The sequence below is a fragment of the Actinoalloteichus sp. GBA129-24 genome, from assembly GCF_001941645.1.
Taxonomy (GTDB): Bacteria; Actinomycetota; Actinomycetes; order Mycobacteriales; family Pseudonocardiaceae; genus Actinoalloteichus_A; species Actinoalloteichus_A fjordicus.
This window is the reverse complement of sequence record NZ_CP016077.1, coordinates 477291-490183: the sequence shown is the minus strand read 5'-3', so window position 1 is coordinate 490183 and position 12893 is coordinate 477291. Positions and strand designations below refer to the sequence as shown.

Annotated in this window: 11 protein-coding genes; 5 read left to right on the top strand and 6 right to left on the bottom strand. The window is 71.4% G+C overall.

Annotation, left to right across the window (positions count from 1 at the left end; genetic code table 11):
• Nucleotides 1-186 precede the first annotated feature (186 nt).
• Together UA75_RS02200 and mshA are read right to left on the bottom strand one after the other, a co-directional pair.
• Nucleotides 187-705, bottom strand: coding sequence for a YbjN domain-containing protein (locus tag UA75_RS02200; protein WP_404799958.1), 519 nt, complete (start codon nucleotides 703-705; stop codon nucleotides 187-189).
• Complete coding sequence (gene mshA / locus UA75_RS02195) at nucleotides 702-2027, bottom strand: D-inositol-3-phosphate glycosyltransferase (RefSeq protein WP_157433947.1); 1326 nt, start codon at nucleotides 2025-2027, stop codon at nucleotides 702-704. The genes UA75_RS02200 and mshA overlap by 4 nt, the downstream gene beginning before the upstream one ends.
• Before the next feature lie 294 nt (nucleotides 2028-2321).
• Between mshA and UA75_RS02190 the strand changes: the two genes are divergently transcribed.
• The 4 genes from UA75_RS02190 (at nucleotide 2322) to UA75_RS02175 (ending at nucleotide 7385) form a co-directional block, all read left to right on the top strand.
• Nucleotides 2322-3548: a GDSL-type esterase/lipase family protein gene (locus tag UA75_RS02190; RefSeq protein WP_075738429.1), complete on the top strand. Its 1227-nt coding sequence runs from the start codon at nucleotides 2322-2324 to the stop codon at nucleotides 3546-3548.
• Between the two features lie 168 nt (nucleotides 3549-3716).
• Nucleotides 3717-5204: an MFS transporter gene (locus UA75_RS02185; protein WP_075738427.1), complete on the top strand. Its 1488-nt coding sequence runs from the start codon at nucleotides 3717-3719 to the stop codon at nucleotides 5202-5204.
• Between the two features lie 172 nt (nucleotides 5205-5376).
• Complete coding sequence (locus tag UA75_RS02180) at nucleotides 5377-6246, top strand: SDR family NAD(P)-dependent oxidoreductase (RefSeq protein WP_232251150.1); 870 nt, start codon at nucleotides 5377-5379, stop codon at nucleotides 6244-6246.
• A gap of 377 nt (nucleotides 6247-6623) precedes the next feature.
• The gene (locus tag UA75_RS02175) at nucleotides 6624-7385 is read left to right on the top strand and encodes a VOC family protein (protein WP_075738425.1); all 762 of its coding nucleotides are present in this window, start codon (nucleotides 6624-6626) and stop codon (nucleotides 7383-7385) included.
• Nucleotides 7386-7730: 345 nt separating this feature from the next.
• Here the strand turns inward: UA75_RS02175 and UA75_RS02170 are convergent, their stop codons facing one another.
• From UA75_RS02170 to UA75_RS02160, 3 genes are all read right to left on the bottom strand, one after another.
• Nucleotides 7731-8930, bottom strand: a complete 1200-nt coding sequence (locus UA75_RS02170; RefSeq protein WP_075738423.1) for an XRE family transcriptional regulator — start codon at nucleotides 8928-8930, stop codon at nucleotides 7731-7733.
• A gap of 265 nt (nucleotides 8931-9195) precedes the next feature.
• Nucleotides 9196-9936 (bottom strand): hypothetical protein, encoded by a 741-nt coding sequence (locus UA75_RS02165; RefSeq protein ID WP_075738421.1) that lies wholly within the window; start codon nucleotides 9934-9936, stop codon nucleotides 9196-9198.
• A 533-nt stretch (nucleotides 9937-10469) separates the two neighbouring features.
• On the bottom strand, nucleotides 10470-10658 hold the full coding sequence (locus UA75_RS02160; RefSeq protein ID WP_075738419.1) for a hypothetical protein: 189 nt from the start codon (nucleotides 10656-10658) through the stop codon (nucleotides 10470-10472).
• A 550-nt stretch (nucleotides 10659-11208) separates the two neighbouring features.
• On the opposite strand from UA75_RS02160, the gene UA75_RS02155 reads away from it, so the two are divergent.
• Nucleotides 11209-11610 carry a hypothetical protein gene (locus tag UA75_RS02155; RefSeq protein ID WP_075738417.1) on the top strand — a complete coding sequence of 134 codons (402 nt, stop codon included), beginning with the start codon at nucleotides 11209-11211 and terminating at the stop codon, nucleotides 11608-11610.
• A gap of 40 nt (nucleotides 11611-11650) precedes the next feature.
• Here UA75_RS02155 and UA75_RS02150 read toward each other — a convergent pair whose 3' ends face one another.
• Nucleotides 11651-12883 (bottom strand): UDP-N-acetylmuramate dehydrogenase, encoded by a 1233-nt coding sequence (locus UA75_RS02150; RefSeq protein WP_232251149.1) that lies wholly within the window; start codon nucleotides 12881-12883, stop codon nucleotides 11651-11653.
• Nucleotides 12884-12893: the final 10 nt, after the last annotated feature.

Here is a 12893-nt window from a genome sequence, read left to right as displayed (position 1 = left end):
GATCCGACGAGAGCTCCTGCGGTTCGCCTCCCCCGTCGGACCGCAGACCCCGTCAGGAGTCCTGAGTGCCCCCCGCTCAGCGATCCGACAGACGGGACCTGGCGCGGGGCGGCTTGAGTTCGCGACTCCCCCTCTCTCCCAAGCCGCTCCGCGCTTGTCCGGCGCTCCCGCGCCGAACAGCCCAGCTCAGCCTGGGTCTGGATCCCGGAACAGATGGTCGAAGGCCGCAAGATTCCGGGTCGACTCGCCGCGCGAGGTCCGCCACTGGAACTCGCGCCGAATGGCACTCGCGAAGCCGATCTCCAACAGCAGGTTGAAATCCCCGTCCGCCGTCTCCAGCACCTGCCCGAGCACTCGGTCGAGTTCCTCCTCGTCGACTGCGGAGAGTCCGATCCGTCCGATCAGGTAGATGTCACCGAGCGTGTCGATCGAATAGTGGACGCCGTAGAGCCGGGCGTTCTTCCGCAGCAGATAGCGGTACACCTGCTCGTGGGCCTCGTCGGGTGCACGGCAGACGAACGCCTCGACCCGCAGCGCCTGCGCGCCCACCGTGAGCAGGCAGGTCGTCTCCAGCTTCCGCACACCGGGCAGGGTGACGGTGAACCGACCGGCGCCCTCGCGCCGATAGGTCAGCTCCCGCTCGTCCAAGACGACGGCGATCAGCTCCTCGATCCCCTGTCGCCGGTCCGTATCCGCGTCGCTCACCCTGCCCTGCCCTCTCGTCCGAGTCGGCGGACACCGTCCTCACCGAAGGCTCCGATCGCCTCACGATAGGTCGCCATCAGCGAGTCCGTCGTGCTGTCCCAGGAGAATCGGCGAGCGTGGGCCAGTGCGCCTGCCGCCAGGGCGGCCCGGTGCTCCCGATCCACGGCGACCGAGCGCAGCATCCGCGCCCACTCGGCGGGGTCGTGCGAGTACACCAGCCTGCCGGACCGGCCGTCGGCCACCGCCACCGGCAGCCCCCCGACGGCTGCGGCCACCACCGGCGTTCCACAGGCCTGCGCCTCCAAGGCGACCAGGCCGAACGACTCGTTGTGGCTCGGCACGGCCACCACGTCGGACGCCCGGTAGACGGCCGCGAGCGCCGGGCCCGACCTCGGCGGCAGGAACCGCACCACATCGCCGATCCCGAGTTCGGCGGACAGCTTCTGCAACGCCTCCGGCTGTTCCAGCCCGGTGCCGGAGGGGCCGCCGACGATCAGCACCACGAGCCGTTCCCGCAGCGCGGGCTCCTCGGCGAGGAGTCTGGCCGCCGCCCGCACCAGGACGTCCGGCGCCTTCAACGGCTGGATGCGCCCGACGAAGGTCAGCACCACGGCGTCCGCCGCCAGGCCCAACTCCGCCCGTGCCCGGCCGATGTCGGCGGGCGCGAAGGTGTGCAGGTCGACACCGGGCGGCACGGTGGCCACCGACTCCGATCTGGCGCCGTAGAGGGACACCAGCTGGTCGAACTCGAACGCCGTGTTGGCGACCAGCCGATCCGCGGCGGCCACGACCTGTTCCTCGCCGATCACCCTGACCCGAGGCTCCGGTTCGTCGCCCTCGGCCAGCGCGGCGTTCTTCACCTTCGCCAGGGTGTGTGCCGTGTGCACCAACGGCACCCCCATGCGTTCCTTGGCCAGCCAGCCGACCTGACCGGAGAGCCAGTAGTGCGAGTGCACCAGGTCGTAGTACCCCGGCTCGCTCTGCGCCTCGACCCGCAGGACGCCTGCGGCGAACGCACAGAGTTGGGCGGGCAGTTCCTGCTTGCTCAGATCCTCGAAGGGTCCCGCCATCACATGGCGGACCAGGACGCCGGGGGCGTGTTCCACCACCGGCGGCAGGTCGGAGGAGGTCGCCCTGGTGAAGACCTCGACCTCCACACCCCGACCCGCAAGCCGTAACGCGGTCTGCATGACATAGACGTTCATGCCGCCCGCGTCGCCGACGCCCGGCAGTTCCAACGGAGAGGTGTGCAGGGACAGCACCGCGACCCGACGGGGATTCCGCGACCTGGCCGGGCTCCTCAGCTCGGTCACCTCGCCCATGACCTCACCTGGCTGTCTCCGCTCGCCCCGGCTGCCGACGGGACGCACGCGCCGAGTTCGGCCACGCTGCATCATCCTTTCCTCGTGCTTCTTCTGACTCGGCTTCGACTCCGAACGAAGCCCGCCCTGTTGCTCAACGACACTCTTCCGGCAGAGCTTCCCGACCGGCAGGATCGATCTGCCTGCCGCGGGCGTGCGACAGACGTCGGACACCTCGCCCGGCGGAGATCGCGGGCATGGCACGCGCGCCCCGACGGCCGTGTGCGGCACGACCACACCATCAGGAGACCCACAATGCGCAGGCTCACCTCAGCCGCTCTGGTCCTCGGCGGTCTCGCCGTGCTGTCGGTGCTCCCGATGGGCCCGACGAAGGAGGCGCTGCCTGTCGCACTCGATCCGCAGGCGGGGATCACGACCTGGTCCGCTGCGCCGCAGCCTCCGCAGGAGGCCCAGCCGGAGTCGCTCGGCTTCACCGATGTCACCGTCCGCACCGTCATCCGCGTCAGCGCGGGCGGCGACGCGATCAGCCTACGACTAGACAACACCTACGGACTAACGCCGTTGGACGTGGAGGCCGTCACCCTCGCCAGGCCGTTGAACGACGGGCCCGCGATCGCGCTCGGCGGCCGGGTCCGGCTGCGCGACGACGGCCAGACCGCACTGCGCATCCCGGCCGGGGAGAGCGTCTACACCGACCCGGTGCCCTTCGCCGTCCGCGACGGATCGCGGCTCGTCGTGAGCTATCACCTGCCGGGCCCGACCGGGCCGGTCACCCTGCACTCGATGACCGGCGAGCCCACCTGGCTCGCGACGGGCGAGCACAGCATGGACGCAGGCGGCGCGATGTTCGAGCGACATCGAAGCAGGCCGGTGGTCGGGGCCGCGGTCATCTACGGCGGCACGGCGCGGGGCACCGTCGTGGTGCTCGGCAGCTCGACCGCCGACGGGGTCGGCTCCGACATGGCCGCTTCGCGACGCTGGCCGGACCTGCTCTCCGATCGACTGGCGAAGGTCTCGGGGCCGCGAACGCTGGCCGTCGCGAACGCCTCGATCTCCGGCAATCAGATCATCACCTCGACGACCTACGGCGGCAGCAGCCAGCTCGACCGGCTCGATCGGGACGTCCTCTCGCTGGCAGGCGCACGCACCGTCATCCTCAATTCGGGCGGCAACGATCTCCGGAACGGGGCGGACACCCCCACGGTGTTGGCCGCGCTGGAGGACATGGCCGATCAGAGCCGCGCGCGGGGCCTGTTCGTCGTGGTGACCACGGTGACCCCGTTCGGGGCGCACCGATCGTTCAGCCCGGAGGTCGAGACGGCCCGTATCGCCTTGAACGCCGCGTTGCATCGCTCGACACACTTCGATCTGGTGGTCGACCTCGACACCGTGGTCCGTGATCCGGAGCGACCGGAACGACTGCGATCCGATCTCGACGTCGGCGACGGCTCGCACCCGAATCAGCGCGGCGCCGAGCTGATGGCCGACGCCGTCCCGATCGCCGAGCTGCCCACGAACTGAGCCTGCCTCGCGACCCGGTCGCCGTCCGCACCGTAGAGCAGGCGGCGCGGGCGGGACGCCCGTCACGAATTGAGGGGAGTCGGCTGTGGCCGTAGCCTCAGATCACCCGGCGCTGAGCAGCACTGACGGGGTCGATCGGTCCGGGGATCGCACGAGGCGAGGTCTCGCATGGCGGCAGGCGCGGCAGCACGTCCGGGGCAGGTGAGGCTCGGCACCGCCACCGGCAGGCTGCTCCTGCTCGCCACCGTGCTCGGCTCGGCGATCGCGGGCATCGACGCGACGGTGGTCAACGTGGCCCTCCCCGTCCTCGGAAGGGATCTCGACGCCGATTTCGCCGACCTCCAGTGGACGGTCAACGGCTACACCCTGACGCTGGCCTCGTTGATCCTGCTCGGCGGCTCGCTCGGGGACCGCTACGGCCGCCGTCGGGTCTTCGTCGTCGGCATCGTCTGGTTCGCCGTCGCCTCGGCGCTGTGCGCGGTGGCCGTCGGGGTCGAGATGCTCGTGGCCTCGCGCGTCCTGCAAGGCATCGGCGGGGCGCTGCTGACGCCGGGCAGCCTGGCGTTGATCTCCGCGTCGTTTCATCCCGAGGACCGGGCCAAGGCCATCGGCGCCTGGTCGGGCTTCGGCGGGATCGCGACGGCCATCGGCCCGTTCCTCGGGGGCTGGCTCGTCGAAGGCCCCGGCTGGCGATGGATCTTCCTGATCAATCTTCCGCTGGCCGCCGCCGTGGTGGCCCTGGTGCTGCGGGCGGTGCCGGAGTCCCGCGACCCGGCGGCGGCGCCCCGGCTGGACGTCCTCGGCGGACTGCTCGGCGTCCTCGGGCTCGGCGGCGCCACGTTCGCCCTGATCGCGGCGGGCGGCGGCTGGTCGGCGACGGTGGGCGTGGGCGCGGTGATCGGCATCGCCGCACTGGCGGGTTTCGTGACCACCGAACGTCGACGTCGATACCCGATGCTCCCGCCGGACATCTTCGCCAACCGCCAGTTCACCTCGGCGAACCTCGTCACGGCGACGGTCTACGCCGCACTGGGCGGGGTGTTCTTCCTGCTGGTGGTGCAGCTCCAGGTCGCGGCCGGGTTCTCCCCGATCCTGGCGGGCACGGCGCTGCTCCCGGTCACCCTGATCATGCTGGCGCTCTCCGCCAGGGTCGGCGGGCTGGCCGATCGACTCGGTCCCCGGCTGTTCCTGAGCGGCGGTCCGCTGCTCGCGGCGGGCGGGGTGCTGCTGATGCTCAGGATCGGTCCGGGCTCGTCCTATCCGCGCGACGTCCTGCCCGCCGTGATCGTCTTCGGCCTGGGGCTGGCCCTGATCGTCGCGCCGCTGACGGCCACCGTGCTCACCGCCGCCGAGACCCGGCACGCCGGGGTGGCCTCGGGCGTCAACAACGCGATCGCCCGTGCCTCGGGACTACTCGCCGTGGCGGTGCTCCCGATGGCTGCGGGCATCAGCGGCGACGATTACCAGGACGCGACGGCGTTCACCCACGGCTTCCACATCGCGATGGTGCTGTGCGCGGCGCTGCTGGTGTTCGGCGGGCTGATCGGGGCGCTGCTGATCAGCGACCGTCCCGACCGGCCCGGCACCGCGCGTCCCCGAGGCCACTACTGCGCGATCGACGGCCCCCCGGTCCAGGCGGGCCGACGCGTCCGCTGAGTGCCTGCGCAGCCCGGCCGGCGCAGGCTGGTCCCCGGCCACGACCGCCGCTCGGCCGAACCGGCGCACGAGGGGGTCTGCGCCGGTCGAGCCGCAGGCGACCGTGCGGTGTCGCGCGTCACACCGCCGGGTGGTCGGTGCGGCGGCGGCGAATCGGGCACCATCGGAAGCCGTGAACACGAGTGAGGCAGACCGCGCCAGCGACACCGACACCGCCGCCGTCGCGGCGGCAGACGCGATGAAGACCGCGAACGACCTCAAGCCCGCGAACGACGTGACGACCTCGGCAGGTGCCCCCTCCGGGCGGGACGACCGCCCCGTCGCCGTGGTCACGGGGGCGAGCGCGGGTATCGGCGAGGCCACCGCCCGCACGCTCGCCGAGGCGGGCTTCCACGTCGTGATCGGCGCCCGCCGGGTCGACCGACTGACCCGCCTCGCCGAGGAGATCGCAGGCACCGCCCTGCAACTGGACGTCACCGATCGGGACTCGGTGGCCGCCTTCGTCGCGGCGATCCCCGCCGCCCGGGTGCTGGTGAACAACGCGGGCGGCGCCCGAGGCCTGGCGCCGGTCGCCGAGGCCGACGAGGACGACTGGCGCTGGATGTGGGAGACCAACGTCATCGGGACGATGCGGATCACGAAGGCGCTGCTGCCCGCCCTGATCGCCTCCGGAAACGGCCACGTCGTCACCGTCACCTCGATCGCGGCGATCGAGGCCTACGACAACGGCGCCGGGTACACCTCCGCCAAGCACGCCGAGAGTGCGCTGCACCGCACGCTGCGCGGCGAGCACCTCGCCGATCCGGTCCGGTTCACCGAGATCCTGCCCGGCATGGTCGAGACCGAGTTCTCGCTGGTCCGCTTCGACGGCGATGCCGAGCGCGCGGCAGGCGTCTACGCGGGCCTGACGCCGCTGACGGCCGAGGACGTCGCCGAGACCATCGGCTTCGCGGTCACCCGCCCGGCACACGTCAACATCGACTCCATCGTCCTCAAGCCGCGGGCACAGCACTCCGCGATGCGAGCCGTCCGGGAGGGTTGAGCAGCGCGGAGGGCGAGCGGCGGTGAGCCGGGGGGAGTCCTTCTTGAGTCGCCCGGCCGCCGACAGCGCGGGACGGTCCGTCCGCCGGACTCGGCCATCGCGGCCGAGGATGCGTCCCGTCGGGGCACCGCGCTCGATGCGGTGACCGCCCGCCCGGCGCGGCGGCCTGCCGGTCACGGGCGGCTCAGTGCCGACGGGTTCGGGGACGGCCGATCGGTGCAGGGCGGTCCTACCGTCGCCGAGATCGGCGCTAATCCACCCCGCCTGCGCGACACAGCTCATCCGTACCGGCGGAAAACCGCAGCTCAGCCGACGCGGCGCCGGGCGGCGTGCTTACCGTTCGCCCGACAGCATCGATTCGGCCGATCGGAGCAGCCATGAGCGAGGTCACCGCCAACCAGCCCACCGGGACGCCGACGTGGATCGACCTCGGCATCCCCGACCTGGCGCGGGGGATCGACTTCTACCGCGCCGTGTTCGGCTGGGAGTTCGTCACCGGCCCGCCCGAGACGGGCAATTACACGATCTGTCAGCTTCGGGGCAAGGCCGTCGCCGGGCTCATGGCGAATCCGGACGCCGACGCCGCCGACTTCTGGTGGAGCGTGTACCTGGCCACCGACGACTGCGACGCCACCGTCGAACGCGTCGTCTCGGCGGGCGGCACGATCGTCAATCCGGCGATGGACGTGATGGACCAGGGCCGGATGGCGATCGTGCGCGATCCCGCAGGCTCCCAGTTCGGTCTCTGGCAGGGCAGGGCTCTCGTCGGCGCGCAGCTGGTCAACGAGCCGAACTCGCTGGTGCGTAACGACCTGATGACCCAGAACCCGGAGCCGACCGCCGAGTTCTACGCCTCGGTCTTCGGCTTCACACCCGAACGCAACACGCAGATTCCCGGCATGGAGTTCCTGTCCCTGATCCGGCCGGACGGTCACGACGTCGGCGGGATCTTCGCCGCCGACGGCACGATGCCCACCGGCTGGGACACCACGTTCGAGGTCTCCGACGTTGATGCGGCTGTGCAGCGGGTCGTCGCGGCGGGCGGTCAGGCCAGCACCCCGGAGGACTTCCCCTTCGGCAGGCTGTCGATGATCACCGATCCGTTCGGCGCCCGGTTCGGCGTGCACGCGATGCCCTGACCGACGAAGAGTGCGCGCGCCACGCCTGCTCGTGTCCCGGAACTGCGCGTGAACAGTCTGCGCGCCGCCGCCCGCTCCTCGGGCCGGGCGAGGACCCCCGACGGTCTTCGCCCTGGCCCGGGGCGGGCGAGGCGCCGTCGGCCCTTAGAGCCTGTCTTTGGTCCCCCCTGGAGTCGTGAGCGGGGATCAGCGTGGCTCAGCTGCCAGGCGGAGGAAAGAGACATAACGGAGTTATGTCGACTGACGACAACGCCGCAGATCGCCGCGCTGGCCCCGCGCAACAGGAAGGCGGGGATCAAGGACAGGCTCTTGCAGGCAGTCGGCGAACGCCGACCGGTGACGGGGTCAGCCGGACGAGGAGATCAGCCGAAGCCGGGGACGGCTCACCCGGATGCCCAGCAGCTCCCGCAGACAGGGCAGGCCGATCCGCAGCCGCTCGGCGAGGAGCGACAGCGGGAGGCCCTGATCGGCCGCCAGGTCCAGGGCCTTGACGAGCAGAGCGGGCTCCTCGCCGGGATGCTCCCCCCGAACCGGTTCGCCAGACCGCCAGCCCAGCCTGGTGAGCGTCACCATGAGCTGTCGGAACACCGAGTCGGAGTAGACGCCGAGCGTGCGGCCCCGATAGGCCATCGCGGCGATGGACACCCCCCAGCGACCGCCCAGCTCGGCGAGCGCGACGAGGTCGGTGGGGTCGGGAAGCAGGTCGCCGAACACCGCTTCCGGCATCAGCAGCTCGGCGGCGAAGGCGTTGGCCTCGCCCTCGTGATGTGCACTGCCGGGGGCCGGGTCCGGGTGCAGCATCAGGTGGCCGAGTTCGTGGGCGACGGAGAAGCGACGGCGCAGCACGTCGCCCTTGTCGGTCAGCACGATGATGGGTCTGCCGTCGACCGGCGCGGAGAAGGCGTCGATGTTCTTGCGTCCGCGCCGGGAGCTGCCCGACTTCGGTCGCGCGTAGGCCGCAGATCCCGGCGAGCCTGCCTGTGCAGGCGTCGAGGAGCCCTTGGCGGCCGGGCCCCGGGCCGCCCCGGCACCGCGCAGCCGGGTAACCACCACGCCACGGGCCTCGAGGTGCCGGACCAGATGCGGCAGCGGCCCGTCACCGAATCCCCAGGCGTGCCGGACCGCCCGCGCCGCTGCCGCCGGGCTGTCCGCCGCGACGGCGTCGAGGTCCACCGGCGGCAGGTTCACCACCTCTTCGACGCGGACGACGATCTCCCACAGCAGTTCCACCTGGGCCAACGCCTGATCACGCTCCACCACGGTGGTGGCCCGCAGCGAGCGGAAGTGCGCCCGCCCGGTGTCCAGCCGCAGCTGAGGCCGGCCCGGCTCGAAGAAGCTCACCGGCAGGCCGAGCGTCTGGGCGCATCGCTCTCTGACGTCGGCCGGCGGCGTGGCCAGGCCGGACTCGTACCGCGCGACGGTGGCGGGGACGCGATCGATCGCGGCGGCGAGGTCCCTGGTGTGCAGCCCCGCGAGCCGTCGACCGAGCACGAGCCGCGCCGGGTCGAACGGCCGGTCCTCTCGCGGGGAACCCGTGATCGTCATGCCGCCCCCGGTGGTCGCCGCTCGTCTTAGACCCTGTCCTTGATCCCCGCCTTGCCGTTGCGCGGGGCCTGCGTGGCGATCTGCGGCGTCGTCGTCGGTCACCATGACTGGAGTCATGGCTCCCTCTCCGCCTGGCAGCTCAGCCACGCCGATCCCCGCTCACGACTCCAGCGGGATCGAAGACAGACTCTTGCCGGCGACCAGTCTCCCCCGTGGCGGCTCGCGCCGTGCCACGAGGGTGGCCGGAAGTGGATCTTGAGCGGCGTCAGCCGGCCTCGGGCCGGGCCTGCGGGTCGTCACCGTCGGCGGCGGGGTCCGCTGCGCCTGCGGCCTCCTCGCCACGCGGCGAGAGATCGAGTTCCGGCAGGTCCAGCATGGGCTGCGTAGGCCCGTCGGGAATCGTCGTCGAGGGCGCGGCCGAGCCGATCCCGTCGATCACGTCCCGCAGGGGATGCAGCCACGTCCAGGCGATGCCGTGCTGGGCATTGCGGCTGCCCTGTCCCACCCACGCCTCGGCGAGCCCCTCCTCGGAACCCGTCCACAGCAGGAAGATCACCTCGCGTCCGCCGCTGACGGCGAACTTGGGGGTGAACAATCCAGGATCGAGGTCGGCCGGGTCCACGTCGGGCATGGCCAGGCTGCGTTGAACGTATCCCTCCTGCAGGAGCGGTTCGTCCGGCGAGCCGCCCTTGGCCCGACACTGATAGATCAACGCCTGCGGAGTGCGCAGGAATAACGACTGCCGCGACTGGTCGGACTCGACACCGCTCAGTTCCTCGGCCATTGCCTCGGCCGTCCCGACCAGATAGTGATAACGGTCGGTGCCGAAGCTGTGGGTGTTCGCCCAGTCGGCCTTCGAATGGCGTCGCCGCAGCTCCTGGAGGTCCCGCGCGGCCGTGTGGCTGTCGGCGAGCCAGCCGAGCAACGCCTCGGCGAAGCGCACCGGGGCGACCGGCGCGACGAGATCGGCAAAGCGAGAGACTCCTCGACGGTATTCCGCGACCACTGAAGCACTCCTGACATCGCCGTCCGTGTTTCATCGCCTTTCCTCCGTTGTACCCGGCAAGGGCGACAATTCGCGTCGACCATCAGGGCGGACTCGTGCGGCGGCGGCAGCAGGCCGCTACTCCTCGGCCTGGGGAGCGGCTGGCGACGACTCCGCCGTGTGGGCGCCCTCCACCGCCGCCCACCGCCGCCTCGGCTGCCGGGGATTCGCTCGCCGGCCGTGGCCGACCGCTGCGGCAGCTCGAGAGCGGCGTCACCCAGGTTCGGGGTCCGGGGGTCCCCGAGCTTCGCCGAGATTCACGACTGGCACAGCGGCTCATCGGTGGCCGAGCCTGCGCAGTATCCGGCCACGCTCATGTCGGTGAGAAGACCGCCGGTGTTCCGGAATGACGGCATAGAATCCGGCTCGGATTCGACACGGCACCGGGATGAAACAGGATCGAATATCGCCTCGACGATTGTCCAAAGGCGACGACGCAGGTCGCGGTGGCACCCACCCAGGCGACCCGGCGTCGATTCTTCAGCGGGGAATCGTCAGGCGACCATGCGGCTGCCCAGGCTGAGTTCCAGGTCGTCCTCCAGCGCGGCCAGCTCGTCGACGGAGACCAGCACGGCCAAGGAGCGACCACGGCGAGTGTTCACCACCAGGCCGTCCGCCTGCTCCACCGGCACCCCTGTGCCCATACCACGATCCACGATGTCTCGCCCCTCGATCATGTTCATGCCGGTGTTCTACCCGAACGGACTGACACTCAACCAACGATTTAGCCCTGCTGCGGACTGTCTGCACCCATAAGGAGTAATGCCCGCCATGGACACGCACAGTGAGCTACCGGCCGCCGCCGACCAGGGCAGGCAGGCGTCGGGCCTGGCGCCCGGGGCGCAGGCTGGCCGGCCGACAGGCGGACCGTCATCACCCGAGATGACTACAGACGAATTGCGGGCAGTCCAGCAGAATCGTCGAATGGCGCGAAAAGGCCCACCTCCTCGCCGCTGCGGCCATCCGACACAGGACGGCACCCCGTGTCGAAATCCCGTCGACCGCACGTCGACATTCCACCGCCGCTGCCATCTGCACGATTCACTCGGCGCCTCATTTCGGCAGAAACCCGCGCCCGTTGTCCGCCGATCGAAATCGAGAACGGGCGGCCGCTCGACGGCCACGAAGCCACCCGGCATCCGCACCCCGTCGCGACGCCGGGGCCCGCGCGGCCCGGCGGCGACGCGCACCGTCATCGAGCGGCATACCGCCCGCGCCGCCTGGCAGGGTCGGGTGCGGGCGCGATCGAGGGCGCTGGCGGGTGCGGCCGACTGGCAGGCGCTGGTATCAGCGGGGGCGACGGTGTGTCCGGTGCTCGCCGACGTCGCCGAGGAGCTGTGTCGACTGCGCAACCGCTTCGTGCGCGACGTGCAGGGCGTCGTGCGACGCGCCCTCCGAGACCGGCCCGAGGTCGTCCGCAGGGCCGTCGCATCCCTCGCGGAGAAGTACGCCGATCACCAACTCGGCAATCTGCGAGACGTGGCGCTCGCCCTGCGGGTGATCGGCGTCTATCTCTGCGTCGTCGAGGCCCGGCTCGACCGCTGCCGCTGTGTCCGCCCCATGGTGCGCGAGGCCGCCCCGGACGCGGTGAAGGCCAAGCTGAACGAGGCGCTGCCAGCGCTGCCCACGCCGTGACAGACCACCGGGGGCCGTCGGCTGCTGCCGCGAGCGGCCGTCAGAGCGCGCAGTTGACCAGCACCGGCTCCGGGTGGAGTTCGATGCCGAAGGCGGTCTCGACGCCGTCGCGGACCTCGCGGGCCAGCGCGAGCAGCTCCTCGGTCGCGGCGCCGCCTCGGTTGGTCAACGCCAGGGTGTGCTTGCCGGACAGAGCCACCCGACCGCTCGGCCCCGCGTGTCCCTTGTGGAATCCCGCCCGCTCGATGAGCCAGGCCGCCGAGAGCTTCACCTGATCCTCGCCCGCCGGATACTGCGGCACCGGCACGTCCGCTCCGACCTCGGCCGCGATGACGGCCAGCACCGCAGGCAGATCGGCGCCCGCGACGAGCGGGTTGGTGAAGAACGACCCGGCGCTCCAGGTGTCCGGATCGGTCGGGTCGAGCACCATGCCCTTGCCAGCCCGCAGTCCCAGGACCGCCCGGCGAACCTCGACGATCGGCGCTCGGGCACCGACCTCGACGCCGAGCGTGCGGGCCAGCTCGGCGTAGCGAATCGGCCGGGACTCGGCATCCTCGTGCAGGAGGAACCGGGCTTGCAGCACGACGGCGTCATCCTGGCCCTTGAGCACGCTGGTCCGGTAGGCCAGTCCCAGCTCGGCCGCAGGCACGGTGCGCGACTCGCCCGTGCGGCGGTCGAGCAGGTCGACTGAGGTCAGCAGCTCCGACACCTCGACGCCGTAGGCGCCGACGTTCTGCACCGGCACCGCGCCGACCCGACCGGGAATCCCGGACAGGCACTCCAGCCCGGAGAGTCCGCGCGCCACGACGTCGGCGACGACGTCGTCCCAGTCCTCGCCCGCCTCGACGACGAGTTCCACGGCCGGCGCTCCGTCGGGCCCGCTGTGTTCGCCTGCTCTGTTGCCTTCGCCGGCTCTATCGCCCTCGCCAGCTCCGCCTGCTCTGTTGCCTTCGCCGGCTCCGCCCGCTCTATCTCCTTCGCCGACTCCGCCGGCCGAAACCCGCTCGAACCGCCGCCCCCGCGTGGCGATCCGCACCACGATGCCGGGGAATCCGTCGTCCGACACCACCAGGTTCGAGCCGCCGCCCAGCACGAGGACGGGCGTCGCGCTCGCGTCGGCGGCGGTGACCGCCTCGATGACCTCGGCGGACGTCTTGGCCTCGATGAAGCCTGCGGCAGGGCCTCCAAGCCGCAGCGTGGTGTGATCGGCGAGCGGCACGTCGGCTAGCGGGGCGGCGACGCCTGTCGCGGACCCCGACAACGGTGTGGTCACGGGGGCCAAC